The organism is Thioalkalivibrio sp. ALE10 (assembly GCF_000381385.1).
Lineage (GTDB): Bacteria > Pseudomonadota > Gammaproteobacteria > Ectothiorhodospirales > Ectothiorhodospiraceae > Thioalkalivibrio.
This window is the reverse complement of sequence record NZ_KB906451.1, coordinates 131,792-158,359: the sequence shown is the minus strand read 5'-3', so window position 1 is coordinate 158,359 and position 26,568 is coordinate 131,792. Positions and strand designations below refer to the sequence as shown.

Here is a 26,568-nt window from a genome sequence, read left to right as displayed (position 1 = left end):
CTCGAGAGGGGGGATGGCCGGGCCATCCCCCCTTTTTTGTGCTGGCGTAAGGATGGTTGAGGATGACGTTGAGCGGTGTCCATACACTGATACTTGAAGATGACCCCGAGTTTGCGGATGAGCTTGGGGAATATCTGGGTGCCCTGGGTGCTTCAGTCGTGATCTCGCATGACCTGGCGTCGCTGAGGCGGAAGTATCTGTCCGAGTCCTTCGATTTGTGTCTGGTGGATCTGCAGGTAGGTGAAGAAGACGGTATCGCGGCGATTGCATATTGGGCGGAAAGGGAAGAGCGGCGTCCGAAGGTGGTCTTCATCTCGGGCCTTGACCTGTCGATCCGCGAGTCAGCGGAAGGGGTAGCCCGAGATGCCGGTGTACCGGTGCTCGGGCATCTGGCGAAGCCGTTGGTTCTGGATGAGCTGGGGCGCCTGCTGGAGGACGGTTGGGACTCGGTGAGGGAGACCGGCCGTGGAGGGGGGCGGGCCGTCCTTGATGGGTCTGAAATCGAGGATGCGCTGGCGGATCGCCTTTTTGCAGTGGCATTCCAGCCGCAGGCTTCGTTGCTGGACGGGCGGGTCAAGGGTGTCGAGGCGCTGGCACGGATCCGTATGCATGACGGAGAGGTTGTCCGGCCCGGTGCGTTCCTCTGGGCTCTGGAAGATTCGCGTTACGCCTGGCCCATTTTTGCCCAGATTAGCGATATGGCCATTGCGCGCTTCGGGGCGCTTCAGAGTTCGTCCCGTGACGTAGCCCCGATGACCCTGAGCATCAATCTGTCGCTGGACCTGCTCGGACACGGGGACCTTCTGAGGCAACTGCTCACGGCCTGTAGACAGAATTCGGTGCGCCCGAATCAGGTTCTGCTCGAGATCACCGAACGTGAGCTGGAAGTGGAACCCGTTCATCGCAGGGTACTGACTCAGGCCAGGATCGCTGGCTTCGGACTGTCGCTGGACGACTTCGGGGCCGGGACCGCAAACCTGGACCGGCTGGTTCGCTTTCCATTAACGGAAGTCAAGGTCGATCGCTGGTTTCTCGAGCAGGCGGTCCAGCGTCGCGGCGGGCGTCGGTTTCTGTGTCGCCTGGCAGCCCTGGGAAGAGACGAGGGGCTGGAAACCGTGATCGAGGGTGTTTCCAGAGAGGAGCTGATGGACGTGGCCTGCGAGTGCGGTTTCGGTATCGCGCAGGGTTTTTACATCTCCGAGCCGTTGTGGCCGGAAGAGCTCGGGACTGACCGGTTCGCTGAGCTGGATCTTTCCCGAGGGTGTTCGGGGCGGGGCTGGTCGTCGTCACGGGAGGACCGGCAAGGCCGGATCCTGACGGATGAGGAGCGAGAGTTTCTCCGCGGCTTGCTGGACGAAGGTGACGCCGGCTCGGATCGGGCAGGTATACGGGAGTCATAGTCGGTAAAGACTGGTTCTTGTGGTTATGGAGGATGGTAGCGTCACAGGAAAATTTCGGCCTCCAGCGAGCGAGTACGTCCGAATGAACGCAGCAAAGAATGAAGAGCATGCACCGGGGGTTCGCAACACGGCCGGACCGGCCCTGTTTCTTGCGGCCGTTCTGGCCGCAGTCGGCACTTCCCCGGTAGTCGCGGATGACGCCGGCTATCCGGACGTGGAGACACCGTTGATCGAGCTGGATGAAGACTTCGCCCGGGTCGGACGAGCGGTTGATCGGGTGACCCTGGATTCAGTGTCCGCAGGCATGGAACAGGGAGAAGTGCTGGAAAAACTCGGAACGCCGGACGAATTCAAGCGTCATCGTGGCGAGGCCCACTGGTTTTACAACTTCGAGATTCCCTTTGCGACGGGGGACGACGTTCTCGTGTGTCAGTACCGAGTCAGTTTTGATGGATGGGATCGAGTCGACACGGGGGAATGGCGTCGATTTCTGTGCGAGCGACTTTATGAGGGACTGACCGCTCCCCCGGAGATTCCCGAGCTGGAGATCCTGACGCTTTCGGCGGATGTGGTCTTCGGTTTTGATGACGATCGTCTAACCCCGGAAGGTCGTGATCGGATCGGAGATGTCGCGGAGGAAATCGACCGCGAATATTCGGATCCTCGGATCACGCTCGTGGGGCACGCGGACCGTATTGGCGATGCCGAGTACAACCGGGAACTTTCCCAGAGGCGTGCCGAAAGCGTGAGGCAGGAATTGATCGAGCAGGGTATCGATCCCGACGTAATGGTCGCCGAAGGGCGGGGTGAAACACGACCGCTGGTTTTCTGCCGTGGGCCCGAGCATGCGACGGAGACCCGGGAGTGTCTCGAGCCTAATCGGCGCGTGGAAATCGAGATCATCGACCGCGGCAATCAGGATCAGGAGGGATAAAGGATGGCGGAGAACATGCAGGTCCAGCTGGTGGACAAGGCGTCGGGAGAAAGTCGCGAGGTGGCGCTTGGGGAGCTGACGGTCGGTGAAAACCAGGTGGTGCAGCTGCCGGTTGGGCCGGAAGAGGTCGCCGCATTCGATCAGCAGGGGATGGATCTGGTCATCACCCTGCAGTCGGGCGAGGAACTCGTGATCGAGGGGTTTTTCGGCGGGAGCGGTGAACTCCGCAACGAACTCGTGCTGGAAGATTCGAGCGGAGTGCTGTGGTGGGGGCAGTACGAGGAACCGTGGGAGTCGTTCGCCTTTACCGAGATCTCCGAGGTTGGCCAGCTGGTGGCCGCCGAGAGTTCGGGGGTGAGCGGCCTGGGGCTCGTGGCCGGGGCTGTGGGGGCGGGGGGCCTGGCAGCGGCAGCGGCAGGTTCGTCTTCCTCAGGTTCGTCGGATGATGGTGATGATGACGAAGAAGATCCAGGCCCCGATGCGCCGGAGGTGGACGAGGCGAATGCCAATGGTGTGTCGGGGACCGCGGAGGCGGGGACCACGATCACGCTGACGGACGACGAAGGCGAGGAAGTCGCCACCACCGAGACCGATGCCGATGGTGAATGGTCGATCCCGGCCGAGGATTTTCCGGACGGGGATCCGGACGGTTTCGAGGGCGAGGTGACGGCGACGGATGACGCCGGCAATGAGTCCGACCCGACCGAGGTGGGCCCGATCGATGGCCAGGCCCCGGACGCGCCGGAGGTGGACGAGGCGAATGCCAATGGTGTGTCGGGGACCGCGGAGGCGGGGACCACGATCACGCTGACGGACGACGAAGGCGAGGAAGTCGCCACCACCGAGACCGATGCCGATGGTGAATGGTCGATCCCGGCCGAGGATTTTCCGGACGGGGATCCGGACGGTTTCGAGGGCGAGGTGACGGCGACGGATGACGCCGGCAATGAGTCCGACCCGACCGAGGTGGGCCCGATCGATGGCCAGGCCCCGGACGCGCCGGTGGTGGACGAGGCGAATGCCGATGGTCTGTCGGGGACCGCGAAAGCGGGGGCCACGATTACGCTGACGGACGACGAAGGCCAGGAGGTCGCCACCACCGAGACGAATGCTGACGGTAAGTGGTCGATCCCGGCCGGGGGTTTTCCGGACGGGGATCCGGCCGGTTTCGAGGGCGAGGTGACGGCGACGGATGACGCCGGGAACGAGTCCGAACCGACCGAGGTTGAATTTTCGGATACGCCGCAAGAGCCCGAGGTCACCCCGAAGAACAGCATTTCCATCGCGGGCGAAGCGGGGCCGCTTGCTACGGAAGTGGAACTGCTGGCTGATGACGGAGAGGTGCTGCTGACTTCGGAGGTGGAGAGCGGTACGTGGGCCTTTGAAGAAGACGACTTCGAAGATGTCGACGATGAGGAGATCCTCGGTTACGAGGGGGCGGTCCGGGCGCTGTCCGAAGACGGGTTTACTTCGGACCCTGTGGACGTCGCCGTGGACTCGATCTTTGCTCGGGATCTGGGAGGCGTCTCGGAAGTCGAGGTGACGGGTCTGGAGGATCAGTTTGAGGTCGAGGAACTGGACGATCTGGTGCTGGAGGGGGGCTTGCTGGGTATCGGTGTCGAAGACAGCGATTCACTGAGGTTCGCGATTGAGGATGGGGATGTGGGTGCGCTTCAGTTCGAAGCGTCCTCCGGTTCGGTCCTGTCGCTGCTGGATCAGGGCTTCGAAATTGAACTTTCCTATCGTGAGGATTCCGACGAGGAATTCGAAACGCTCGGAACACTGGAGGAAGACACCGGGCTGCTGGGGCTGGATCTCCTTGGCCTATTGGGAACGGACGAGGACGTCGCCGAGGCCGGGTTGGAGTCCGGGGAGTATGAGCTGGAACTGCGCCGCCAGGGAGGCGTGGAGCTTCTCAGCGGGGATGTGGCCCTGGAGAACATCGAACTTCTGACCGTTGACCCGGACGAGCTGGACCCGTCCGACGGTGAGGTCGATGGAGTTGAATCGTTTGAAGGTGATCTCGCATCCATGGTCGATGTGCGTGGCGACCCCGAGTTTGAAGGTCTGCTGGTGGGCGTCCGCTTGGCGGGGGACGGCGATTTCGAGGAGCTCGATGATGGGTCGGTCGAACTGGAGGGTGAGTTCGGCACCCTGACCGTGGAAGAAGACGGGAGCCTCGAGTATGTGGCGGAGGAAGAGGCCGGCAACATCGGCGAGACCGACGAGTTTGAATACCGGGTGGAAGATCCCGACACGGGAGATATTGACGAGGGCCGAATCGACATGGAAGTCGGCTTCTATGTGACGTAAGGGCCCGCTCCGTCCGGGTTGTGGCGGCAGGGTTCGGTTGTGCCCGAAAAGGGGGGAGCATTGAAAAAGACGGGAATTGCGTTGGTACTGTTTCTGGTACCGGCGTCGTTGGTGATGGGACAGACGGATGGGGCGGCGGGCGCCGATGCGGTAGCGGCCCCGGGTTCTTCGGCATCCAGCGAAACTGGCCCCCCTGGCGAGGTCCGCCGTGCGCAAGGGGCCACGCAGTTGCCGGCACTCGCGCGGGAGGCCGTGGACCAACACCCGGACGTGCGGCGAGCGCGGATCGACATGGAGCGTGAGCGCGAAGAGGTCACGGTGGCACGCTCCCGGCGCTGGCCACAGGTGACCGCCAGCACCCGTTCCGAATACCAGAGTTCGCTCGGGCGCAATGTCGATGTAGCGAGCGTGAACGCCTCGCAGCGACTGTATGATTTCGGCGAAGTGAGCAGTGACATCGAGAGGGCCCGTGCCGGGGTGACCCGCGCGAGGGGGGAACTGCACGCGACGCGGGAGGAGGTCGCGAGTAGTGCGCTTCAGGCCATGATCGATATGCAGCGTTATCAGGCCATGGAAGCGATTGCCCGCGAGCAGATCGAGTCCATGGAACGAATCGGTGAGCTTGCCCAGCGGCGCTCGGATCTCGGTGCGGCTGCACGTGCCGATACCCGTGCGGTCGAAGCACGGACGGAACAGGCCCGCCTGGTGCTGGCCGATGTTCGGGCGGACCGGGAGAGTGCCCGGCGAGAGCTGCATGAATACGTTGATGTGGCGTCGGGGATGCGGATCGACGACGCCTTTCCGGACGACTGGGCCGCGAGTTGCAGGGGTATCGACCGGGAGGGGCTTGACGCGGCACCGAGTCTGAAGGTCGCGGCAGCACGACAGGAAGAGGCCAGGGCGCTGCGCGAGCGTGAACGGGCCGCTCGCTGGCCGACGGTGTCGGTGGATTTCCAGAGTGATTATTTCTTCGACAGCGATCTCCCGAATCAGAGTGAATCCACGGTTCTGTTAAATGTCACCGCCGATGTATTCCGTGGCGGCAGGAACCGCGCGCGTGAGCGAGCAGCCGAGCTGGGCAGGGATTCGGCCGCGGCGCGGCGTGAATCGCTGAGGGCGGCGTCGGCACGAACAGTGGATGAAGCCGCTACGCGGCTGGACGATCTGGAGACCCGGATCGAGGGTCTGGAACGGCGGCTGGAGTCGCTGGACGATCTCCGCGGGTTGTATGAAACGCAATATGTGGGTGCCGGAACGCGGACGCTGCTGGACCTGCTGAGCGCGGAACAGGATTATTTCCAGGCGCGCTTCGATCTGGTGGATGCACGTCATGACCGGCGCCTGCATGCCGTGCGGTGTCTGGAGCAGGGCGGAAGGCTGAGCGCTCTGCTGGGTCTGGGGGCGCAGGAATGAAGGGCACGGCGCGCGACGCGGGGGCGTCCGCGACCGCTCAGGGTCTGGAAGAGTGGCTGGAGGCCCTGCTGCATGTGGCGCGCTACTACGAGTGTCCGTTTTCCGAGGAACATGCGAGATCGCTGGTTGCATGGGCCGGAGATGCGGAGCCCGACGCCAGCCAGCTGGCGGCACTCGCACGGCAGATGGGTCTGGAATTGGCGGAATCTCCGGATCGACGGGTGCTCGACAGGCTCGATGCCTGGAAGTTGCCGCTCCTGGTGGAACTCGAAGGCGGTGATGTGGGGGTCGTCGATGGAATAACCCACGACAGTAGCGCGTGGCAGGTGGCCTGGGCAGGTGAAGGCGATGTGCGCAGCGCGCTGGTGACGGAGGCGCTGCAGGCGGAGGTACGGCGTGTTTTCGTGGTGCGGCCCCTGCGAAATCAGGCAGACTCACGGATCGACGAATACATCAAGCCCTATCGGCAGGACTGGTTTCGGGGCATCGTCTTTCGCGATCTGCGGCCCTATGGCCATGTCTTCGTGGCGTCGCTGCTGGCGAACGTGCTGGCGCTGGCCGGCCTGGTGTTCGCGATGCAGGTTTATGACCGGGTGATTCCGGCGGAGTCGTTCCCGACGCTGTATGTGCTGTTCGGTGGTGTAGTGCTGGCGCTCCTGTTCGAGTTCGCGATGCGGGTGGCGCGCCTGCGGATCATCGACGTGCTGGGCAAAGATGCGGATGTCCGCATTTCGGACCGGGTATTCGGGCATGCCCTGAGGATCCGTAATTCGGAGCGTCCGCGCTCGACCGGGAGTTTCATCGCGCAATTGCGCGAGCTCGAGCGGGTGCGCGACTTCATGACCTCAACAACGGTGTCCGTGCTGGCGGACATGCCGTTTTTTCTTCTGTTTCTGGTGGTTTTCTGGTACATCGCCGGCAGTCTGGTGCTGGTGCCGGCGCTGGCCCTCGTCGCGCTGGTTCTGCCGGGGCTTTTGCTGCAGGGGCGTCTGAGCCGTCTGGCCAACGAGGCCATGCGCGAGGCGTCGCGGCGCAACGGCATGCTGGTCGAGTCGATCCAGGGGGGAGATGACATCAAGACGCTGCAGGCCGAGCCGCGGTTTCAGAACCAGTGGAACCATTACAACGCGGTCACCACCGAGGTGAATCTCCGCCAGCGCCTGCTGACCAATTCGCTCACCGCCTGGGGGCAGACGGTACAGACCGGCTCGTTTGCGGTGGTGATCCTGTTCGGGGCGCCGATGGTGATGAGCGGCGATCTGACAACCGGGGCGCTGGTCGCTGCCTCCATCCTGGCGTCGCGGATGCTGGTTCCCATGGCACAGATCAACCAGGTCCTCAATCGCTGGCAGCAGGCACGGGTGGCGCTGAAGGGACTGGATGGCGTCATGCGCCGGTCCGTGGATTATCCCGAGGGTGAGCGTCGGGTCCATCGCTCCCTGCTGCGTGGACATTACCAGCTGGAGCGGACCAAGCTCATCTATTCACGTGAGGATCCACGTCCGGCACTGACGATCGGGCGCCTGGAGATTCAGCCGGGCGAACGGGTTGCCGTGATCGGGCGCAGCGGGGCAGGGAAGTCCACATTGCTGCAGGGACTCGCCGGTCTGCTTGATGCCGCCGAGGGCGAAGTCATGCTCGATGGCGTGCATCTGGCCCATCTGGATCCGGCCGATGTGCGCCGGGATGTGGGTCTGGTCAGTCAGAGCGCCCGGTTGTTCCATGGTTCGCTCAGAGAAAACCTGACGCTGGGCGCGCCCGGCGCCACCGATGATGAGATTCTTCGGGTGCTGGGACGGATCGGCGCTCGCGACTTGCTGAAGCGGGTACCGGACGGGCTGGACTACATGGTGAGCGAGGGGGGTGCGGGGCTGTCCGGTGGACAGCGTCAGGCGATTGTACTGGCCCGGGTTCTTCTGCGGCGTCCTTCGGTGCTGTTGCTGGATGAGCCGACCACTGGCATGGACGATCGGGCGGAAGCTGCAGTGATCGGCGATCTGGCGCATTTGCCGCCGGGCAATACGCTGGTCGTGGCCAGCCACCGCCGGAACGTGCTCAACCTGGTCGATCGTGTCATCGTTATCGACGCGGGGCGCGTCGTTGCGGACGACGAACGCGACCGCGTACTCGCGAAGTTGCGCCAGGGGAACGATGTGGCGGCCCGGGACGAGGCGCAGGGATGAAGGCGGGCACATGGCGGGAGGATTTTGGGCAGGCCGTGCGACGGTGGTGGCACGGACGCCCTACGCCAAGGGGCACGGTGTCGTCCCAACCGGTCCATTTCCCCGGTGAGGAAGGGCGGGCGCCGACAGCCGTCCGCCTGGTGTCGCTAGCGTCCCTTCTGTTTGCAGCGTTCGGCGTCTGGGCCTACTTTGCGGAGGTGACCCAGGTTTCGACCGGGCAGGGTACGGTCGTCCCGCAATCCGGGTCGCAGGTGATTCAGTCGATGGAAGGCGGAATATTGCGCGAGCTCTACGTCCGGCGGGGCGATTCCGTCGACGTGGGCCAGAAACTGGCGGCCCTTGATCCGGTACAGACGCGGGCGGAGAAAGAAGAGGTGGAAGCGCGCTATCTTGGAGCGCTCGCCCGAAAGAGCCGCCTGGAAGCCGAGGTCACCGGGGCGCGCGAAATCGATTTTCCGGACGTGCTGGAATCCGCACCCGATGTTACCGCACCGGAGCGCGCTCTGTTCGACAGTCGCCGGGAGGGTTTCGAACGCAGCCTGCGAAACATCGAGACCGCGATCGATCTTGTGGAGCAGGAACGGTCGATCACGGCCGAGCTCGTGGACGCCGGGGCCGCCTCGCGGGTCGAACTGCTGCAGCAGCGGCGTTCCATGGCGGAGTTGCGACAGCAGAAAGAGGAGCTGGAGGACGATTTCCGGGTGCGTGCGCGTGAAGAACTCGCCGAGACGCGTACTGAAGTAGAAGCTCTCCGCTCGGCGTTAAGAGGGCATGAGGACGCCCTGGAACGCCTGGTCCTGCGTTCCCCCGTTCAAGGCCGGGTGCAGAACCTCGAGCTCCAGACCCTGGGTGGGGTGGTCTCGCCTAATGGAAAGATCATGGAAATCGTGCCCCAGGACGAGGACCTCATCATCGAAGCGAGGATCTCCCCGCGTGACATCGCACACGTGCACCCCGGACAGAAAGCGCAGGTGGAGATCACCGCTTACGATGCTTCGCGCTACGGGAAACTCCAGGGGATTGTCACGGATATCTCGCCGGATACCTTCCGCGACGAGGTGAACCCGGAAGAAATCTATTATCGCGTCTCTCTTGAACTGGAGGATACCTCCCTCGAGACGGATGCGGGTCGGTCAGTGGCAGTCGCGACCGGGATGATTGCCCGCGTGGATATCGAGACGGGCGAACGAACGATTCTTGAATATCTCCTGAAGCCGTTTAACCGTGCCGGCGATGCGTTGAGCGAGCGATAATGCGCGCCATTCTTGTCGCCCCTTAATAAAGTAGGGGTGACCGGATCCCGTGGTGTGGATATGGTGAGACTGCCTTTCGGTGTGAATCCGGGAGGTTTCCAAGAAACCCATGTAAAGGAGCGAAATCATGGATGTCATTGATGGTCTGCTTGGTACTGTCCTGGGTCTGGCCCAGCCGGTGCTCGATCTGGTGAGTGAACTTCTGGGTGGCGGTCTGCTGGGCGGACTGCTCTAAGGCCCGGTTGCAGCCGGAAGTACGGGCGGCATGCCGGTCGGTATGTCGCCTTTTTTGTGTTTGCACAAAAAAAAACAGAGGAAGGAGATCCGATCTCCTCCCTCTGAGCGCTCCCCCGGATGGGTAAGGGGAGCTACTATCCTCGAGACAGGGGGGCGCTCGAGGATAGACCGTGTCTCTCACCCGTGACGTTCACGAATGAGAGCAATGGAGCACGCTTTGCGCTCTTTTTCAGAGGACTCCGCCGAGCACTCCGGTCAGGCCAATCAGCAGGTCGTTGGTTGCTTCAGCGACCGCGGCGAGGGCCGGCATGGCGGCGTCGACGGTGATGGTGCCCAGGGCACCGAGATTGATCGTGGCATCGGCGCCACCGACGACGGTTTCCATTTCTGCAGTGTCCAGTTCGCGGAACATGCTTGCCTCCTTTGGCTGTGTTTGCTCCTTCACAGGTCGGCGATCACCGACGGGATCCAGTAAATACGGATCCGTTTTTTACGTCAACGATCCGCGAGCTGGCAATTGGTGGACGTAGGGAAGTATTGGGAACAGGAAGAGCGAAAAGACTAGTAGGAAACGGTACTTCGGTTCCGGACTGTCCGTTTGCATGATGTACGCTCTTTATAGTTATGGAGGCGCACCTTGTTTCATGCTCGGTTGAAAGAAGCGACGCGTCAGGCCCTCATGGGGCTGGGATTGAGTATCGTGACAGCCTCCGTCCCCGTGGCGGGAGCGGACGTGCTCACCCTTGAAAGCGCAATCCAGATCGCCCTCGACAATAACCCCGAAGTCCATCGCACCCGGGCCGAGCGGGACGTGGCACAGGCCGGGGTGGAACGAGCCGAGGCGGCCTATCGCCCGCGCGTGAACGTCGGGGCGGGGGTGGACCATCTCACACTCAACAGTGCTTCCCCGGAGGAGGGGCGGCCGGAGCTGGACTTCAGCGGAATCTTTCCGGGCACGGAGCCCGTGACGGTGGACGAACCGGATCGGGACATGTCGGGCTTTACCCGTTACAGCAGTGATGTCTCGGCCGAATACATCCTGTGGGATTTCGGTCAGCGCCGCAGCGAGAAGGATGCGGCGCTGGGCGACCGAGCGGCGGCACGGGCACGCGAGAACGTGGTGGAAGCGGACACGGTGCTGGAAGTGGCGAAGGGATACTTCGATCTCCTGCATGCACAGGCACTGCTTGAGGTGCACGAGGAAGCGCTCGCGCGGCAGGAAGAGTCGGCGGCGCTGGCGCGGCGGCTGCATCAAGCAGGGCGTGCGACGTCCGGTGATGTGGCGCGGGCCGATGCGGATGTGGCGCGGGCCGAGGTGGACGTTACGGAAACCCGTAACGCGGTGGAGCGGCACCGGCTGCGGCTGATCCGGGCAATGGGCGTCCATCCCCACCGCGCCGACTTCGATGTGGATACGCGCAGTCGCATTCGGGATCCGGGCGACTGGAGGCAGGCGCTGGAAGACACGGACTGGGCCGAGGAGCATCCGGGCGTGGTCGCAGAGGTACGAACGGTGGAAGCACGGCGCGCCGAGCTGGAACGGCATCGGCGGAGTTTCCGCCCGACCTTGCAGGCTGGCGCGACGTACCGGGTGGAGAAGTTTGCCGACGGGGGCACCGCACCCAATTACACGGTCGGTGTGGAGCTTCGCTGGGAAATGTTTGACGGAGGTGCCCGGGATTCGCGGGTGGCCGAGGCACGGGCCCGGCAGCTGGCAGCGGCGGCGGCGCGTGAACAACGCTATAACGAAGTCGTTACGCAGGCCCGGGAGGCCGAAAACGACCTGGTGGAAGCCGAAGAGCGGATCGAGCTGGCTCAGCGTGCCCTGGCGGCGTCGGAGGAGGATCTGCGCAACGCCAGGGGTGGCTACCGTGAGGGCGTGCGGAGCTTTTCGGATTTGTCGGATGCGCAGGTGGATGTGGCGGAAGCCCAGGCGCGACTGGAGGGTGCGCGGTTCGATCGCCAGAAAGCTCTGGCGAGTCTCTACTGGGCGCTCGGGTCTATTCCGACCGACACGCTGCGCTAGGGCGGCCGGGTGATACGCGGCATGTTCCAGGGGCGTAACGGCAACCAGATCTTTGCCTTGCGGTTGGGACTGGTGGCTGCGGTGGTGCTTGCGTTGCTGGTGGCACTCATCGTGTTGCCGGATGACGGGGGCCTGCCGGACGGTGCCGTGACTGCGCCGATTGCCGAACGCGTGGTCAGGGCCGAGGTGCGCGCGGATGGGGAGTTGCGGGCCAGCGGGCAGCGGGCCCTTTTTGCCCGGGTCCCGGGTGCGGTGGTGGAGATTGCTCGGGGGCGCGGTGAGGTCAGCAAAGGCGATGTGCTGGTCGAGCTGGATGACCGCCAGGTTCGGCATGAGCACCGCGAGGCCGAAGCGGCAATCTGGAGTGCCAAGGCAGAGGAGGCCACCGCGGTGAGCCGGTATGAACAGGCGCGCAGCAGCAAGGAGCGCGCCCGCCGGCTGGCGAACCAGGACCTGATCCCGCGCGAGGAGTTCGAACAGGCGCGGGCAGATTATCTGGAGGCCCGGGCGGCACGGGAAAGGGCCGAAGCCGAGGTCGAACGTGCCCGTGTGCACCTGCAGCGTACCAGTGAGGATCTTGAGAACACCCGGATCAAAAGCCCGTTCGACGGGGTCCTGTTGTCGGTGCACGCAGAGCCGGGGCAACCCGTTTCGTCCAGTACTTCGACGCCTTTGGCAGAAGTCGCTCCCTCCCTGGATGAAATACGCCTGTTCCTGGATGTGCATGAGGCGGACGTCGGTCGAGTGGAAGCCGGGCAGGAAGTGCAGTTTTCCATCGAGGCGCGCCCCGGGGAGGACCACCGCGCCACTGTGGAGGAAGTCGAACGGGGTGCCCGGAACAGCGATGGCGTGCGGCATTACCGGGTGATTGCCCGGACGGCGAATGAGAATGGGGCTTTCTACCCGGGCATGAGTGCCCGGGCGCGGATCGACGTCGGTGACAATCGGGAACGTCGGGCGGTACCGGTCGAAGCCCTGGCGTATCAGCCGCCGTCGGAATTCCAGGGCGAGCACGAAGAGAGAGTGAAGTCCCTCAGGGACCAGGACTTCACGGTCATCTGGGTGGTCGACGATGCGGGGCGCGTAGAGCCCGCTGGCGTGCAAATCGATTTTCAGGATGACGAGTACGCGGCCCTTGAAGATGCGGATGGGGACCTGGCGAACGTTCGCGTCCTGCTGGACGAGTGAAGGACCCGTGTCCGAAGTCCTGGCACTGGACAAGGTCGAGAAGGGGTTTTCGGTGGGCGGCCACCGGGTCGAGCCCCTGCGGGGTGCCAGCATCACGGTGGCGCGCGGGGATTACGTCTCGATTGTCGGTCCCTCCGGCTCCGGCAAGTCCACGCTGCTCCACGTGCTGGGCTGTCTGGAACGCCCCGACCGCGGTGTGGTGCGGGTGGAAGGGACGGAAACGTCGTCCCTGTCGGACGAGGCCCTGTCCACTTTTCGCGGCAGGGTTCTGGGATTCGTTTTTCAGCGTTTCCACCTGGTGGACCGCATGAGCGCACTGCGCAACGTGGCGATGCCGCTGGATTATCGCGACGATCTGACGCCGCGGGAGAAAACGGAACGGTCGCAACACGCGCTAAGTCAGGTTGGACTCGACTCGCATGCCGAACATCGCCCGCGTCAGCTCTCCGGGGGACAGCAGCAACGGGTGGCGATCGCGCGGGCGCTGGCGGTGCGCCCGCGGATCCTTCTGCTGGACGAGCCGACCGGCAACCTGGATCCGGAAACGGGTGCGTCGGTGATGCGGATCATCGAAACGCTGCAGGGCCAGGAACCGGACCTGGCGGTCATTCTCGTGACCCATGACATGGACCTGGCTGCGCGGGCGACTTTCAGTTATCGGCTAGAACAGGGGCAGCTGCGACGGGTTCCGCCGGTCGGGGAGGGCATTCGCTGATGCATGTCCGGCTTGCCGAGTTCCTGACCAGCCTGGGGGATGCGCTCGCCCTGTTGCGCGAGCACAAGGTCCGTTCCGCACTCACCATTCTGGGGATTGCGGTTGGCATCTGGTCGGTGGTGACACTCATCGGCATTGGTCTGGGTGCCAAGAACTACATCGAGGCCCAGGTGCAGGTGCTGGGGTCGGATCTGCTGGTGGTAACCCCAGGGAACCCCGAAGATCCAACGTCATTCTTCGATCCGCGGATCGCGGAAAGCCTGCATGCCAGGGATGCGCAGGAGATCGCATCCGGGATCGAACATGTCCGTGATGCCGCCCCGGTCTATCAGATCCGTGGCGAGCTCCGGCGCAGTGACCGGCGCGCCGTGGGCACGATGGTGGGAACGACGCCCGGTTACTTCGCTATGCGGGACATGGAAATCGCGCGCGGGCGGGGCCTGACGGAGAGCGATGCAAACCGGGGTTCGGCGGTCGGGGTGATAGGTGCCGAACTGGCGGACCGTCTGTTCGGTAACCGACCGGCCCTGGGGCGCGTCGTGCAGTTTCAGGAGCGCTCGGTCGAGGTGGTCGGGGTGCTTGCAGAACGCGAGGATGCGGCTCTGGGCGACGGGCAGGATACCGAACTGCTGGTGCCGGTGAGCTTTGTCCAGCGGCAGGTGGAGGGGGTGCAGCACGTGCAGCACATCCTCGTGGAGGCGGACCGCGAGTACAAGGATGCCGTAGAGCGTTCGATTGAACTGTATCTGATGTCGGCGAAGCGCAACCTGGCACGTAACGGTGCGGCCCACAGCGTGACCGATTTCGGCGAGATTGCGAGCCTCGCCGGGCGCATCGTTGATGCTATGACCTGGATTCTGGTCAGCATTGCCGGAGTGAGCCTCGTCGTGGGTGGAATCGGCGTTATGAACGTGATGCTGGCCTCGGTCAGCGAGCGGGTCAGCGAGATCGGGATCCGGCGCGCCGTGGGCGCGACGGCCGGACGGATCCGAATGCAGTTTCTCGGGGAAGCGGCGATGCTGACGGTCGTGGGCGGATTGATTGGCCTGGCGCTGGCCGGCCTTTCGCTGCTGCTGGTCGCGCAGTTTCTGCCGTGGACGCCGGAGCTCGACTTACTCATTGTTCTTGCAGTGGTGTTGTTCTCGGCGTCGATTGGCGGTTTTTTCGGGTATTACCCGGCGCAGAAGGCGTCGACGCTGTCCCCGATGGAAGCGTTGCGCTACGACTAGTTGGACCAATGACGCGAGGGAAGCATGGCATCACTTTACAGCAAACTGGCGCGCCGCCCTCTGGGGGTGCTGGAAGAGCTCGAAGGAGGCGTCGCGGAATGGCTGCAGGGGATAGGGCTCCTGCTAGTGATCGTGGTGCTCAACACTGCACTCAGCCTGCTGGCCGGTGTAAAGACGCCCGTGGAGGAATTCCTTGAGGCGTTGCAGGCGGCGGTCTCGTTCTCTGTGCTGCTTGCGGCCAGCGTCTGGGTGGTTCTGGCTCTGGTCCTCGGCCGGACCGAGTCGCCGCTGAAGATTCATGCAGCCAGTATCATCATCATGTTACCGCTGATCCTCGGGCCCGTTCCGGTGATGGGGTTGATCGCCGTGCTCGTGACCTTCGGGCTGGTCTATGTGCTGCTGCACCAGATCGCCCGCCTGAGCCGGGGGCAGGCTGCGGGCCTGATGCTGCTGGTCTGGGCCATCATCGCGGTGGTGGCCGTTGCCTATGCACGGTTGTGGGCATGAGCCGCGGCGAACGGGTAGTGCGGCAGACCCACGCTCGCACCTGCGGCGCGGCGGCCCTGGCAACCCTCCTGCGGGAGGTGCTGGGCCAGCCCGCGGACGAGGCCGGCATCCTGCGTAAACTGGGTACCCGGAAGGCGGTGGACATGGATCGACTGCGGCGCTGCGCGGCGGGCCTGGGGCTGCGGGCACATGGCTATGCGCTGGATACCGCGACGCTGGGGCGTGTCGGACGGCCCGGGATTCTGCATCTGCAGGGCTCGCGTGAGCTGGGCCACTATGTCGTGCTGCGCGGAGTGGATGCGGAGAACATACGCCTCGCTGACCCCGCGCGCGGTGATCGGCATGTAAGCCGTGACGCATTCGAGGTGCTGTGGACCGCCGGGCGTGGCGAAGGCCGCGTGCTGTACGTGGACCAGGCGGATTCGGACTGGCTGCCCCTCAAGGGCCCGGAGGATCTGCCCGGCCGCCGAGCCGAATCCTCACCGCTGGACTGGTTCCCGCCCCCTTAGGAATACGCGCCCGGATGGTCCCGGGCGCCTTCAGGCCGCCGGCCACGCCAGCGCGAACGCGTAGACGACGAGCCCGGCGGCGAAGCCGACCCCCAGCGGGATGCGGCGCAGATCGGCGGTCGCGACCCCGCGACCGAGCCGCTGCACGCTGGCAGGCAGGGGCAGAGTGCTGACTGCGGCCGAGCGCCCGGTGAGCGTGGCGCCCAGCAGCAGTACCGCCAGGCCCCCTGCCCCGAGGACGGCCGCCAGTACCGCGGGGAACCCGCCGAGCAGGGCCACCGCCAGCAACATCTTCACGTCACCGCCACCCAGCTTGCCGAGCAGATAGCCCGGCAGGGCGAATGCCAGTGCCAGACCGATGCCGCCCAGCGCATGGGTCCAGGGTGTCTGGCCCAGCAGGGTGAACTGGAATGCCACCACGTAGAAGGCCCCCGCCAGCATGGCGGGGGCCGTCAGGGCGTTGGGGATGCGTCGCTCACGCCAGTCGAGGGCGGCGCAGGCGAGCGCCCACAGGGCAAGGCCGATGGTTGTCAGCAAAGGCCACATCGTGCTTCAGGATGAACCTGGCTGGGGGCGTCAACCCTCCCCAGCACCTCCAATCTCCTCGACGATGGTGTCGAACAACTCTTCTATTTCTTCGCCGGCGAGCGTCACTGCACCCGCGATTGCTACAGCGATCAACGCGGCGATCAACGCATATTCTATGGCAGAAGCTCCTTCTTCGTCGTTCCAGAGGTTACGGATGAAATACTTCATGGCGTACTCCTTGATTTCCACGATCCACGGGTGGGTTATTCCATTCATGCTGAACCCGTAAGGAATTTCGGCGAGCGGCTTGTCTGGGGCAAATACCCATAAATTTAAAGGTACATAAGCAAACTATTACGAAGGAACTAGTCCTGAAGTATGATTGCCGCCGCCGCGATGCGGAAACCATCGTGTATGCCATTCGGCGGGGCGACGGTGTCGGGGCGACGTGGAGTCCGTGCGGTCATCCCGGCCATGTCGGCGGGGCATGGGACATGTCGCCGGAACGAGGCAAAAGGAGAACAGTTGATGAGCAGCCGATTGCTGATGGGGCTGGCCGTGGTGTTTTTCGCGGCGGCGCTGGTGCTGGGCTGGCTGGGGATCCAGTTGTCCACCACGCCGGCCGTGAGCGAGCCGGAGGTCGAGGCTCGTGAGGAAGAAGAGCCGGACCCCCGAGAGGACGCTGAAGATTCGGTCGACGAGGACCGGGTGGACGTGGTGTTCGCCAGCCGGGATCTGGCCGCGGGCGAGCTGGTACGGGCCGAGGACCTGCACGTGGAACGCCTGCGCGAGGTGCCGCCCCTCGCCTTTGGGAAGAAGGAAGAGGTCGTGGGGCGGATGCTCGCGAGTCGGGTGCGCGCTCACGAGCCCCTGACGGAAGCGCGCTTTGCACGGGCGAGTCAGCTGACCCGTTCGCTGGGGCCGGGGGAGCGGGCCGTGGCCATCAGTGTCAATGATGAAACGGGCGCCGGCGGCTTTCTGCGGCCGGGCGATCGTGTGGACGTGCTCCTGCATCTGCCGGGCGAACGGCGGGCCGATGTCGATGAATCGGCGCAGCATGCCCACCGCAATCTCCGTGTACTGGCCTATGGCAAGGATCTCGCGGTCCCGGCCGATGGCGTGGTCGATCGTGACGAGGACGACGAGGGCAGCCGGCGTCGCGGAGCCAGTACCGCCGTGCTGGCGGTGCCGGACGAGGAGGCGACGCTTCTGATGCTGGCTGATCATGCCGGTTCGTTGCGTCTGGCCGCGCGGCCGGCGGTGGAACGGCGGCCCGACTTCGACCGCGAAGCCTTCGACGAATACGACGAGCGTGAGCGGCAGGATCCGTTGACCCTGGACGTGCTGCGAGAACCCGAAGACGAAGACGGGGACCGCGGTCTGCTGGCGCTGGACGATCTGCGGCCGGAACCGCGGCGCGAGGAAGCCGAACCCGGCGCGCCGGAGCCGCCGCCGGTATTTTTGCACCGTGGCGGCGATTCCGAAGCGATTCAACCATCCGAGCAGTGAGGGGGTAGTGATGCACGCAATGACAGGGAAGCCGGCCGGCGCGCCCGGGCCCCGGCGCATGATGAAGCTGGTGGCGGTGGCTGCGCTGGCGTGGGCGGTGGCGGCGCCGGCAACAGCGGGTTGTGATCGCGTTAACGAGATCATGCCGCACATGCAGCATATGGATGAAGGCACCCAGAAAAGGATCGAGTTTCCTACGCGGATCGAGAGAGTCGCGGTCGGCGACGACGCGGTGGCGGACGTGGCCGCCGTGAATGGCAACGAAGTCCTGGTGACGGGGGTGGGGGGCGGCCTGACATCGCTGTACGTCTGGACCTCCTGCAACCCTGATCCGGAACGTTCGCTGGTGACGGTATCCGCCAGTGAGGCGTTGAAAGTTCATGAGCGCGAACATAGCCGCGAGGAGGTGGCGGATCTCCCGATGCAGGTGCAGGCGGATATCCGGCTGGTGGAAGTCAGCCGTTCCAAGCTGCGGGAACTCGGGGCTTCGTTCCTGGGCCGCCGGGGTTCTTCGAACTTCCTGTTCGGTACCCCGGGGGTCGTGGATGGTCGCGGGGTGCCCGGGGGGATTGCCGGTGCCTCATCGGGCATCCCGGGGTCGGAAGATGGTTTCAATATCTTTTATGGCGGAGGCGGGGACCGTTTCCTTTCGCTGATCAACGCGCTGGAATCCAGCGACTTCGCCTACACCCTCGCCGAACCCAGTCTTGTCGCCCTGAGCGGGCAGAACGCGACGTTCCACGCCGGGGGCGAGTTCCCGGTTCCGGTCCCGACGTCGGGGTCCGATTCGGTGAACGTGCAGTTCAAGGAGTTCGGCGTCCGGGTCTCGCTGACACCGACGGTGATCGACGAGAACCAGGTGACCCTCAAGGTGGCCCCGGAGGTGAGCGAGCTGGATCAGTCGTCGGGTGTGCAGATCGAGGGGACCATGGTGCCCGGTATCCGGGTTCGGCGAACGGATACGACGGTCTCCCTGGGGGACGGCGAGAGTTTCGTGATTTCGGGGCTGGTGAGCAGCAGTACCGCGTCGCAGGTGGATCGCCTGCCGGGATTGGGAGAGATTCCGGTGCTCGGGGCCTTTTTCCGCAACTCAATGGTGGAAGAGGATGATCGAGAACTGCTGATGATCGTGACCCCGCATCTGGTGCAGCCGATGTCGCGAGACGCGGATCTCCCGGATCTCCCGGGGGAGGCGTATCGGGAGTATTCGCCGAATGCGGCCGAGCAGTTCTTCCTGGAGGACGGCAGTTTCGATCGTCTCCGGAGCGGCAGCGGAGAGGCCCGGTGATGACGGAAGAACCGAGACTGGATGCGCCTTCCCGTTTCGTGGCGAGTCTGCTGGGTGGCCGCGAGCTGGAGTGGCTGAAGATGAGTCTGGGTGACCTCGGCGCAGTTGTTCCGGCCGAATCGGATCAGCTCGACGAGGTGCTGGGGCTGCTGGACCTCGGCGATGCCCGGGTGATGTTCGTCGGGGTGACGGCGGGTGATCTGAATCGTGCCTCGGCCCTGATTGAGGGAATCACGGCCGCGCGGCCGATGCTGACCGTCATCGCGGTCGGTGACGGTAATGCACGCGACGAGCTGCTGGCCGCGATGCGTGCCGGTGCACGTGACTTTCTCGCGGTCGGGACCCGGGCGAGCGAGGTACGGGCACTGGTGCGCCGGGCACTCGATCGTGTTCCGGTCCAGCAGGATGATCGCGATGATCGGGGCGTGGTGTGGGCGGTCATGAACGCCCGCCCCGATTTGTCGAATGCCTTCATTGCTTCCCATCTGGCGGTTGGTCTGCGGCACGAGAAACCGTCCTCGCGGGTGCTGCTCCTGGATCTGGGCGTGCCGTCCGGTGATTGCCTGACACTCCTCGGTCTGGAGTCGTCTTTCACCTTTTTTGATGCGATGCGCAACCTCCGGCGCCTCGACCAGACGTTGCTGGAGAGCGCGTTGCCGTCCGACGGCTCGGGGGTCCACGTGCTGTCCATCCCGGAAGACGGCGATGGGGAAGAAGAGGTTTCCACCGCCGAGTTGTATCTGCTGCTGGGCACCCTGAAGCGTCATTACTCGCATGTGGTCGTGAATCTGGGGGGGCTTCCGCAGGGCGCCTTCCTCCATGTGATGCTGAATAATGCCGATGAGGTGCTGCAGCTGGTGGACCAGAGCGTGCCCAGTTTCCGACAGAACGTGAAACGCCTGGATCAGATGCGCACGGCCGGGACGCAGATCCGCTCGTTGCGCGTGGTGGTTGACCGTGTTCAGTCACGGTTGGCCCCTGATGCGGATACGGTTGCTGAACGGATCGGGGCGCCGTTGTTGGTAACGCTCCCGGGGAATGGTCTGCAGCGGATGCGGGCGATCAATCTGGGCAAGAGTCTGTTCGAGATGGCGCCGCGGGACAGCCTGGTTGCGGGCATCCGGACGCTGATCCGCCGTCTGGATGCCCACCAGGGTGACCGCCCCGGGGGGTTCCGCGAGTGGCTGCGCGGCATGACCAGGAGGAACGGATGAAGATAGGGGTGGCCCGCGGAGGGGTAGCGGTACGCGACCAGGGGGACGAGCAGGATCTGAAGCTGAACCTGCATCGGTACCTGGTCGAGTCCATCGAGGAAGATGAGGTGGAACTCTCGTCATGGGTGCGAGGTGCAGTCCTCGAATACGTACGGGAGAAGGTTGCTCAGTACGTCGCCGGGCATCAGCTGCCGCTGACCCAGATGGATCTCGACCGACTGGCCGAAGATCTGGTGGACGAACTGACCGGGCTGGGGCCGCTTCAGGCGCTGCTGTCGGATCCCTCGGTGTCGGAAATCCTGGTCAACGGTGCCCAGCACATCGTGGTGGAACGTGAAGGACGTCTGGAGGAGACGGATCGGCGATTCATTGATGACGCCCATGTGCGCCGGGTAATCGAACGCATTCTCGCTCCGCTGGGTCGCCGGCTGGATGAAGCGAGCCCGATGGTGGACGGACGGTTGCCGGATGGCAGCCGGGTTAACGCGGTTATCCCGCCGGTCGCGATGGACGGGCCCTCCATCTCCATTCGCAAATTCAAGGCAGATCCTCTTCAGGGAAGGGACCTGGTCGTCTACGGCACGCTCAACGAGGAACTGCTGTCCTTTCTCCGCAACGCCGTCGAGCGGCGAGCCAACATCCTGGTGAGCGGCGGTACCAGCACCGGCAAGACGACCCTTCTGAACGTACTGAGTGGATTCATCGGCGACTCGGAGCGCGTCGTCACCATTGAGGATACGGGGGAGCTTCAGCTGGGCCACCGCCATGTCGTTCGTCTGGAAACCCGTCCTCCGAACGTCGAGGGTTTCGGCGAAGTAACGGCGCGCGATCTGGTGAAGAACGCCCTGCGCATGCGTCCTGATCGAATCGTGCTGGGTGAGGTCCGCGGCGACGAGGTGATGGACATGATGCAGGCGATGAATACCGGCCATGACGGCTCCATGTCCACGATTCATGCCAACAGCGCCAGTGATGCATTGCTGCGCATGGAAGCCCTGTTCGGCATGGCCGGTCGCCAGATCCAGGAGGCGACCGTGAGGCAGATGATCGGGGCGGCCGTCGACGTGATCGTTCAGCTGGTGCGGTTGCCGAATGGACGTCGCTGCATCAGCGAGGTCGCGGAGGTGGTGTCGGTGCGTGACGGTCATTACGTCACCAACGTGCTGTTCGAGCTGGACCGTGCCCACGACCGGATCGTGCACCGGGAAGGTGCGCCGGCGTCCGGCAAGCTGCGGAGAAACTGAAGGGATGGCCCCGGGAGCGCCAGGCCAGGGGAGGGGGCGATGATGGAACCTCAGGGATACCTGTTTCTGGGAGCAGCGGTGGCGATGCTTGCCGTGGGTGTGCTGGTGCTGCGCGCGGGCTGGACCCGGGTAGACAACGCGGCAATCGATGAACGCCTGAGGACTGCGGGGAGCGTGGCCAACGGCGATCCGACGCGTCGTCGGTCCGGGCTGGAACGGCTGTGGCTGCGGGCCGGAATGGGTGAAAGCCGCCTTCCTGCCGCCGCGCTCGGGGCGCTGTGGCTGCTCGTGATATTGACGGGCAGCGTGCTGGCGGGCTGGCCGGGTCTGCTGGGCGGGATTGTCGCGGGGCTGGGGATCACTTACGGCGTGCTGACCTGGTCGGCCCGGCGGCGACGGGAATTCCTCCAGCAGCAGCTTCCCGGATTTGCCGAACACGTGGTGCGGAGTCTGCGTGCCGGCCGGACGCTCCCGGCTGCAGTGACGGGCGCGGCGGCGGAGATGCGTGCCCCGCTGGGGGAGGTTCTGGCGCGGGTCGTGCGGGAAGTCGATCTGGGCGTGAGTCTGGGCGAGGCGATGGAGAGTGTCGCCGAGGACTATGATCTGCATCCGCTGCGGCTGCTGGCCCTGGGGGTCCAGTTCAACATGCGTTACGGCGGCAGTGCCGTGGAACTGATGGAGCAGGTGGTGCGCATGCTCCGGCAGCAGGAGCAGGCGCGCCGTGAATTGCGTGCGCTTACGGGCGAGACGCGGGTGAGCGCGCTGGTCTTGGCGGTGCTGCCAATCGGACTGGCGGGCTATACGGTCTCCATGAATCCTGATTACTACGCTGCAATGCTCGAAAGCACCGCCGGTACCGCGGTCCTCGCGGGAGCGATCGTCTGGCAGGCACTGGGCGTCCTGATCCTTTGGCGCATGCTGCGAAGTCTTTGAGGGGTATGTGATGACGCTCGGCATGTGGTTGCTACTGATGGCGGTCCTGCTGCTTCTGGGCGGCGGTGTCATGACGGCATGGCTCTGGTGGCAGGGGAGCGGGGAGCGGGACGCCATCACCGCGCGCCTGGAAGGAACAACGGGCGCGGAAGCGGTGAACTACGGCTCGGCCGCTGGGGTGGAACGCCCGGAAAGGGCCCGTAGCCGCCCGTCGGCTGCGGCGCTGGTCGCAAGATTGCGGGGCTCGGACCCGGAGCTGGCGCGGCTTCTGCGGCGTGCAGGTCTGATCCGACCGGCGAAGCGGCGGGCCACCGCGTTTATGGTCCAGTTCGCTCCGATCGTACTTGTGGCTGTTCTGTTTTTGCTGCTGGCTGCCACCGGGGATGGCCTTGAGGGCGGCGACCTTCTGGTGCTCGGGGCCGGTGGACTTGCGGCACTGATGTTGCCCCGGCGGGTGATTGCGACGGTGGCGAACGAGCGCGGACGGCGGATCGGCGATCAGGTCAACGTGATGGTTCAGCTTCTGCGGATGCTGTTTGATTCCGGACAGTCGGCAGACGGGGCCCTGCGCGTGGTGGCGACGGAGAGCCGCGCGTTGATCCCGGATCTTGCGGCGGAGCTTGACGTGGTCCTGCAGAAGGTTGGCACCGGGGTCTCGCTGGCGCAGGCCCTCGGTGACATGGCAGAGGGACTGGAAGTCGCGGAGCTGGATGATGCGGTCCTCATCCTGAAACAGCTGGTGGAACAGGGCGGGGATGTTAAGGCACCGCTGCAGCGGCTGTCGCAACTGATCGAAGACCGTCAGCGGACCCGGGTGCAGGAGCGGGTGAACAAGATGTCGGCGCGCATGAGCGTGGTGATGATGCTGTTTCTGTTCCCGGCCCTGCTCGCGGTGCTGGCGGCGCCAGGATTCATTGGCCTGATCGACGCACTGGGGGGAGTCGGTGATGGATAGAACGCGACATCGGATTGCAGGTTCATTGGCGGTGATCGTGACGTCATTGCTGCTCCATGGCTGCGCGGCGCTGCCCACGGGCGGTGGCGATGGAGCTGAGCAGCATACTGCTGCGTTGGACTGTGCCTCCGATCTGGGGACCGAAACGCGTATGGCGATGCAGATGGCCGAGGAACAGGCGATGGAGGGCCGCTGGTATGCGGCCCTGGCCGAGCTTGATGCCCTGGGTACGCAGCACGACGTGGTGGTTCTGGCGCGTGGACAGATACTCAGTCGCATTGGCCACGAGGATGCACGGGATGCCTTCAGGCAGGTGAAGAATGATCCTTGCCACCGAGGGGCAGCCCATCATGGCCTGGGCATTCTTTCCCTGAGGGAAGCGGATTACGCAGCGGCGGAGGAGCACCTGCGCGAGGCGCGGATCGCGCTGCCCAATGTCTCGGAGGTGCGGAATGATTACGGGTTCGTGCTGATGTTGCTGGAAAAGGACCACGATGCCGAGTTCGAACTCAGGACTGCCCTGGAACTGGATGACGGGCGCTCGCGGGCACTGGAGAACCTCATGCTGCTGTACCTGAGTCGGGGCGAGACTCGGCCGCTGGATGAACTGGTCCGCGAACACGGGGCAGACGCGGAGATGGTGTCCCGCCTGAACGATCGCGTCGATCGGCTCGAGGCCACTCGGCTCGAGGCACAGGGCGAGATCATCCTGGGGCAGCCTCTGGATGGCACGGCCGACGAGTTTGAACTCGGAATCCCGAACGAAGGAGTGGAGTGATGAAGGCATTGAGCGTGTTTTCGGTGGTGAGCGGCGGACTGTTCCTCGTGGTGGGGATGACGGCCGGGCCTGTTACCGCCGGGACTGAGGTCGGTTCACGGGCAGTGGCGGATGCCGGGGTCGATTCATCCCTGTCAGCCGGGACCCGCGACTGGCTGTCCATGCAGCGCGACGGCGAGCAGGCTTCCGGGCATGTTCAGGGACTGTCGGAAGCGGCACGGACCCGGGCACTGCGGCGTTACCTGGACAGCTTCAGCCACCCCATTCCGCCGCACTACATCGATCGGGATTCGTTCAGCGCGGATTGAGTCGCGTCGGGGGCCATATGTTCACGTTGCGCTCGGGAAGCGGCATCCGCCGGCGAGGAGCCCCGCGGCATCAGGGCGGTGCCATTGGACTGATGGCGGCGCTGGTGCTGTTGCTGGTCATGCTCACCATGGCGCTCGCGATCGATGCGGGTCGCCTTTACATGGAACAGCGCGGCCTGCAGCGGATTGCGGACATGGCGGCCCTGGAGACTGCCCGGCACCACACTGGCTGCCACGCTACGTCGGCGGATGCGGCTGAGCGTGCGCAGCGGAGCGCGGAGCGCAACGGTTTTTCCGGGGACCTGAGGGCCGGAGACGGACAGGTGCAGCTGGGGGCGCTCGAAGTTGTGGACGGACTTCGGGTATTCGAGCTCGGCAGTGGCGACCCGGATGAAGTGCCGGAGGCCGTGCGTGTGGTGGCGACGGAGGAGGTGCCCTCCAGCGTCGTGCTCGGGGGGCTGCTGGGCGGGACGACCGCCCTGTCGGCCGAGGCCGTGGCACAGCGCCAGAACATGGCCGGAATCTCCGCGGGTTCCTGGGCGGCACGGATCTCCGCTGAAGATTCGGTCCTGCTGAATCTGCTCCTAAACGAATTGCTGGGCAGCGATCTCGATCTCGATGCGGTGGCCTACCGGGGGCTGGCCGATACGTCGATCACTCTGCTGCAGCTTGCCGACGACCTCAGGGTCGCGGGCGTGGATCTGGCGGTCGGGACGGTCGACGAACTGCTGACCACCAGCGTGTCGGTCCTGGAGCTGGTCGAGGCGTCGATCTCGGCGGTGGACCGGCAGGACGTGGCGGATGTGGACCTCTCGGTACTGGAACAGCAACTGCTCGGCCTGAGAGTCGATGAACTCGAGCTGGAGCTCGGGGACTTGCTTCACGTAGAGGCGCCCTCAGACCCGGAGGCTGCCCTGGATGCCGAGCTCAACGTGCTGGAGCTCATCCTGATGTCGGCCCTGACGGCCACCGGGGAGGACGCCCTCAACCTGGAACTTGAACTGCCGGTGGATGTGCCCGGACTGGCCATGGTCGACGCAGGGGTGTCGATTGAGCTGGTCGAACCGCCGCAGATGGCGATCGGGCCACCGGGTGTCGTGCCCGGGAGTTCGGCCGGCGATGCCCCTGCCGACCGGTGGCGGACGCATCTGGAGACGGCTCAGGCGAGGATTCAGGTGGACCTGGGGCTGGGCATCCTGGGCGGACTGGAGGATGGCGAAGGGCTGAATCACGATATCGAACTGGATCTGGGGCTGGCGGTTCAGGCCGCTCGGGGCGAAGCGTGGCTCGAAGGGGTCTCGTGCCCGGATAGAAACGGGGATGGAACCCGCGTGGATGTAGGGGCTCTGCCCGGACTCGCCAGCGTGCACATCGGGCGGTTCGCCAGCAGCGAGTCGGACGAACTGGAACCCTCCCGGCTGAAGGTCCTCGGATTGGCCGAGGTGGACCTTCAGGCGGAGGTCCCCGTCGGGTCGAGCGGACCCGAGACCCTGGAATTCCTGGTGACCGATCGGTCCGAACTGCCCACGGAGCCGCTATCCACGTCGTCCGGCGTGGGGGATTCACTGGGGCACGCGGTGGAGACCCTGGGTGAAGAGCTAATTCTCGAAGTCCGTGTCCTCCCCACGTTTGAAGGGGAAGTGTGCGACGGGCTTCTCGGGGGGCTGTTATGCGGGGTCGCGGATGTGGTCAACGAGGTCCTGGCGGTTGTGGTAACCCCGATCCTGCGCGCCCTGCTGGCGGACGTCGTGGCGCCACTGCTCAACGTGGTGGGCGAAATTCTCATCGACCCGCTCCTGGATATTCTGGGCGTGAAGGTTGGCGGAATGGATGTCCAGGTGGTGGAGTTGCGTGAAGGTGGCGTTGATCTGGTGCGGTGACGCTCATCGCGCCGCGGATGGAGA

24 protein-coding genes are annotated in these 26,568 nt (G+C 64.6%); 21 read left to right on the top strand and 3 right to left on the bottom strand.

Annotated features, from left to right (window positions below):
• Window positions 1-62 precede the first annotated feature (62 nt).
• The 6 genes from F788_RS0105160 to F788_RS0105135 all read left to right on the top strand — a co-directional run bounded on the left by F788_RS0105160 (window position 63) and on the right by F788_RS0105135 (window position 9,496).
• A complete protein-coding gene (locus F788_RS0105160; RefSeq protein ID WP_019589483.1) occupies window positions 63-1,400 on the top strand; it encodes an EAL domain-containing response regulator in 1,338 nt (445 codons plus the stop codon).
• Between the two features lie 82 nt (window positions 1,401-1,482).
• On the top strand, window positions 1,483-2,334 hold the full coding sequence (locus tag F788_RS0105155) for an OmpA family protein (protein WP_019589482.1): 852 nt from the start codon (window positions 1,483-1,485) through the stop codon (window positions 2,332-2,334).
• A 3-nt stretch (window positions 2,335-2,337) separates the two neighbouring features.
• The gene (locus F788_RS0105150; protein WP_019589481.1) at window positions 2,338-4,647 is read left to right on the top strand and encodes an Ig-like domain-containing protein; all 2,310 of its coding nucleotides are present in this window, start codon (window positions 2,338-2,340) and stop codon (window positions 4,645-4,647) included.
• A gap of 39 nt (window positions 4,648-4,686) precedes the next feature.
• Complete coding sequence (locus F788_RS0105145; protein WP_231372026.1) at window positions 4,687-6,060, top strand: TolC family protein; 1,374 nt, start codon at window positions 4,687-4,689, stop codon at window positions 6,058-6,060.
• Entirely contained in the window at window positions 6,057-8,243 is a 2,187-nt protein-coding gene (locus F788_RS0105140; protein ID WP_019589479.1) for a type I secretion system permease/ATPase, read from the top strand. Before F788_RS0105145 ends, F788_RS0105140 begins: the two co-directional genes overlap by 4 nt.
• Complete coding sequence (locus F788_RS0105135; protein ID WP_231372025.1) at window positions 8,240-9,496, top strand: HlyD family type I secretion periplasmic adaptor subunit; 1,257 nt, start codon at window positions 8,240-8,242, stop codon at window positions 9,494-9,496. The genes F788_RS0105140 and F788_RS0105135 overlap by 4 nt, the downstream gene beginning before the upstream one ends.
• A 466-nt stretch (window positions 9,497-9,962) precedes the next feature.
• Here the strand turns inward: F788_RS0105135 and F788_RS0105125 are convergent, their stop codons facing one another.
• Entirely contained in the window at window positions 9,963-10,145 is a 183-nt protein-coding gene (locus tag F788_RS0105125) for a hypothetical protein (RefSeq protein ID WP_019589477.1), read from the bottom strand.
• A gap of 321 nt (window positions 10,146-10,466) precedes the next feature.
• Between F788_RS0105125 and F788_RS0105120 the strand changes: the two genes are divergently transcribed.
• The 6 genes from F788_RS0105120 to F788_RS0105095 are packed head-to-tail and all read left to right on the top strand — an operon-like array spanning window position 10,467 to window position 15,907.
• Complete coding sequence (locus tag F788_RS0105120; protein ID WP_019589476.1) at window positions 10,467-11,759, top strand: TolC family protein; 1,293 nt, start codon at window positions 10,467-10,469, stop codon at window positions 11,757-11,759.
• Window positions 11,760-11,780: 21 nt separating this feature from the next.
• Complete coding sequence (locus F788_RS0105115; protein ID WP_019589475.1) at window positions 11,781-12,947, top strand: efflux RND transporter periplasmic adaptor subunit; 1,167 nt, start codon at window positions 11,781-11,783, stop codon at window positions 12,945-12,947.
• A 7-nt stretch (window positions 12,948-12,954) separates the two neighbouring features.
• Window positions 12,955-13,662 carry an ABC transporter ATP-binding protein gene (locus F788_RS0105110; protein WP_019589474.1) on the top strand — a complete coding sequence of 236 codons (708 nt, stop codon included), beginning with the start codon at window positions 12,955-12,957 and terminating at the stop codon, window positions 13,660-13,662.
• Window positions 13,662-14,891 carry an ABC transporter permease gene (locus F788_RS0105105; RefSeq protein ID WP_018937002.1) on the top strand — a complete coding sequence of 410 codons (1,230 nt, stop codon included), beginning with the start codon at window positions 13,662-13,664 and terminating at the stop codon, window positions 14,889-14,891. The genes F788_RS0105110 and F788_RS0105105 overlap by 1 nt, the downstream gene beginning before the upstream one ends.
• A gap of 24 nt (window positions 14,892-14,915) precedes the next feature.
• Window positions 14,916-15,398, top strand: coding sequence for a hypothetical protein (locus F788_RS0105100; protein WP_019589473.1), 483 nt, complete (start codon window positions 14,916-14,918; stop codon window positions 15,396-15,398).
• The gene (locus F788_RS0105095; protein ID WP_019589472.1) at window positions 15,395-15,907 is read left to right on the top strand and encodes a C39 family peptidase; all 513 of its coding nucleotides are present in this window, start codon (window positions 15,395-15,397) and stop codon (window positions 15,905-15,907) included. The genes F788_RS0105100 and F788_RS0105095 overlap by 4 nt, the downstream gene beginning before the upstream one ends.
• 30 nt (window positions 15,908-15,937) lie before the next feature.
• On the opposite strand, the gene F788_RS0105090 is transcribed toward F788_RS0105095, so the two are convergent.
• Window positions 15,938-16,453 carry a prepilin peptidase gene (locus tag F788_RS0105090; RefSeq protein WP_231372024.1) on the bottom strand — a complete coding sequence of 172 codons (516 nt, stop codon included), beginning with the start codon at window positions 16,451-16,453 and terminating at the stop codon, window positions 15,938-15,940.
• Window positions 16,454-16,483: 30 nt separating this feature from the next.
• On the bottom strand, window positions 16,484-16,663 hold the full coding sequence (locus tag F788_RS0105085; protein ID WP_019589470.1) for a Flp family type IVb pilin: 180 nt from the start codon (window positions 16,661-16,663) through the stop codon (window positions 16,484-16,486).
• A gap of 300 nt (window positions 16,664-16,963) precedes the next feature.
• Between F788_RS0105085 and cpaB the strand changes: the two genes are divergently transcribed.
• The 9 genes from cpaB (at window position 16,964) to F788_RS0105040 (ending at window position 26,544) form a co-directional block, all read left to right on the top strand.
• Window positions 16,964-17,944, top strand: coding sequence for a Flp pilus assembly protein CpaB (cpaB, locus tag F788_RS0105080; protein WP_019589469.1), 981 nt, complete (start codon window positions 16,964-16,966; stop codon window positions 17,942-17,944).
• 19 nt (window positions 17,945-17,963) lie between these two features.
• Window positions 17,964-19,232: a type II and III secretion system protein family protein gene (locus F788_RS0105075; protein ID WP_231372023.1), complete on the top strand. Its 1,269-nt coding sequence runs from the start codon at window positions 17,964-17,966 to the stop codon at window positions 19,230-19,232.
• Window positions 19,232-20,446: a hypothetical protein gene (locus tag F788_RS0105070; RefSeq protein WP_019589468.1), complete on the top strand. Its 1,215-nt coding sequence runs from the start codon at window positions 19,232-19,234 to the stop codon at window positions 20,444-20,446. The genes F788_RS0105075 and F788_RS0105070 overlap by 1 nt, the downstream gene beginning before the upstream one ends.
• On the top strand, window positions 20,443-21,690 hold the full coding sequence (locus tag F788_RS0105065) for a CpaF family protein (RefSeq protein WP_018937010.1): 1,248 nt from the start codon (window positions 20,443-20,445) through the stop codon (window positions 21,688-21,690). The genes F788_RS0105070 and F788_RS0105065 overlap by 4 nt, the downstream gene beginning before the upstream one ends.
• Before the next feature lie 39 nt (window positions 21,691-21,729).
• Window positions 21,730-22,623, top strand: a complete 894-nt coding sequence (locus F788_RS0105060) for a type II secretion system F family protein (protein ID WP_019589467.1) — start codon at window positions 21,730-21,732, stop codon at window positions 22,621-22,623.
• A gap of 10 nt (window positions 22,624-22,633) precedes the next feature.
• On the top strand, window positions 22,634-23,578 hold the full coding sequence (locus F788_RS0105055; protein ID WP_019589466.1) for a type II secretion system F family protein: 945 nt from the start codon (window positions 22,634-22,636) through the stop codon (window positions 23,576-23,578).
• A 151-nt stretch (window positions 23,579-23,729) separates the two neighbouring features.
• Window positions 23,730-24,356, top strand: a complete 627-nt coding sequence (locus F788_RS0105050) for a hypothetical protein (RefSeq protein WP_019589465.1) — start codon at window positions 23,730-23,732, stop codon at window positions 24,354-24,356.
• A complete protein-coding gene (locus F788_RS0105045; RefSeq protein ID WP_019589464.1) occupies window positions 24,356-24,664 on the top strand; it encodes a DUF3613 domain-containing protein in 309 nt (102 codons plus the stop codon). Before F788_RS0105050 ends, F788_RS0105045 begins: the two co-directional genes overlap by 1 nt.
• Window positions 24,665-24,681: 17 nt before the next feature.
• On the top strand, window positions 24,682-26,544 hold the full coding sequence (locus F788_RS0105040) for a TadG family pilus assembly protein (protein ID WP_232196738.1): 1,863 nt from the start codon (window positions 24,682-24,684) through the stop codon (window positions 26,542-26,544).
• The last annotated feature ends 24 nt before the right edge of the window (window positions 26,545-26,568 follow it).

Excerpts from the sequence above, each read along its gene's own strand:
- F788_RS0105075 (WP_231372023.1), top strand. The coding sequence starts at position 17,964 with ATGACAGGGAAGCCGGCCGGCGCGCCCGGGCCCCGGCGCATGATGAAG.
- cpaB (WP_019589469.1), top strand. The coding sequence starts at position 16,964 with ATGAGCAGCCGATTGCTGATGGGGCTGGCCGTGGTGTTTTTCGCGGCG.
- F788_RS0105125 (WP_019589477.1), bottom strand. The coding sequence starts at position 10,145 with ATGTTCCGCGAACTGGACACTGCAGAAATGGAAACCGTCGTCGGTGGC.
- F788_RS0105070 (WP_019589468.1), top strand. The coding sequence starts at position 19,232 with ATGACGGAAGAACCGAGACTGGATGCGCCTTCCCGTTTCGTGGCGAGT.
- F788_RS0105155 (WP_019589482.1), top strand. The coding sequence starts at position 1,483 with ATGAACGCAGCAAAGAATGAAGAGCATGCACCGGGGGTTCGCAACACG.
- F788_RS0105100 (WP_019589473.1), top strand. The coding sequence starts at position 14,916 with ATGGCATCACTTTACAGCAAACTGGCGCGCCGCCCTCTGGGGGTGCTG.
- F788_RS0105055 (WP_019589466.1), top strand. The coding sequence starts at position 22,634 with ATGACGCTCGGCATGTGGTTGCTACTGATGGCGGTCCTGCTGCTTCTG.
- F788_RS0105090 (WP_231372024.1), bottom strand. The coding sequence starts at position 16,453 with ATGTGGCCTTTGCTGACAACCATCGGCCTTGCCCTGTGGGCGCTCGCC.
- F788_RS0105135 (WP_231372025.1), top strand. The coding sequence starts at position 8,240 with ATGAAGGCGGGCACATGGCGGGAGGATTTTGGGCAGGCCGTGCGACGG.
- F788_RS0105115 (WP_019589475.1), top strand. The coding sequence starts at position 11,781 with ATGTTCCAGGGGCGTAACGGCAACCAGATCTTTGCCTTGCGGTTGGGA.
- F788_RS0105160 (WP_019589483.1), top strand. The coding sequence starts at position 63 with ATGACGTTGAGCGGTGTCCATACACTGATACTTGAAGATGACCCCGAG.
- F788_RS0105140 (WP_019589479.1), top strand. The coding sequence starts at position 6,057 with ATGAAGGGCACGGCGCGCGACGCGGGGGCGTCCGCGACCGCTCAGGGT.
- F788_RS0105040 (WP_232196738.1), top strand. The coding sequence starts at position 24,682 with ATGTTCACGTTGCGCTCGGGAAGCGGCATCCGCCGGCGAGGAGCCCCG.
- F788_RS0105050 (WP_019589465.1), top strand. The coding sequence starts at position 23,730 with ATGGCGATGCAGATGGCCGAGGAACAGGCGATGGAGGGCCGCTGGTAT.
- F788_RS0105105 (WP_018937002.1), top strand. The coding sequence starts at position 13,662 with ATGCATGTCCGGCTTGCCGAGTTCCTGACCAGCCTGGGGGATGCGCTC.
- F788_RS0105095 (WP_019589472.1), top strand. The coding sequence starts at position 15,395 with ATGAGCCGCGGCGAACGGGTAGTGCGGCAGACCCACGCTCGCACCTGC.
- F788_RS0105045 (WP_019589464.1), top strand. The coding sequence starts at position 24,356 with ATGAAGGCATTGAGCGTGTTTTCGGTGGTGAGCGGCGGACTGTTCCTC.
- F788_RS0105150 (WP_019589481.1), top strand. The coding sequence starts at position 2,338 with ATGGCGGAGAACATGCAGGTCCAGCTGGTGGACAAGGCGTCGGGAGAA.
- F788_RS0105085 (WP_019589470.1), bottom strand. The coding sequence starts at position 16,663 with ATGAAGTATTTCATCCGTAACCTCTGGAACGACGAAGAAGGAGCTTCT.
- F788_RS0105060 (WP_019589467.1), top strand. The coding sequence starts at position 21,730 with ATGATGGAACCTCAGGGATACCTGTTTCTGGGAGCAGCGGTGGCGATG.
- F788_RS0105065 (WP_018937010.1), top strand. The coding sequence starts at position 20,443 with ATGAAGATAGGGGTGGCCCGCGGAGGGGTAGCGGTACGCGACCAGGGG.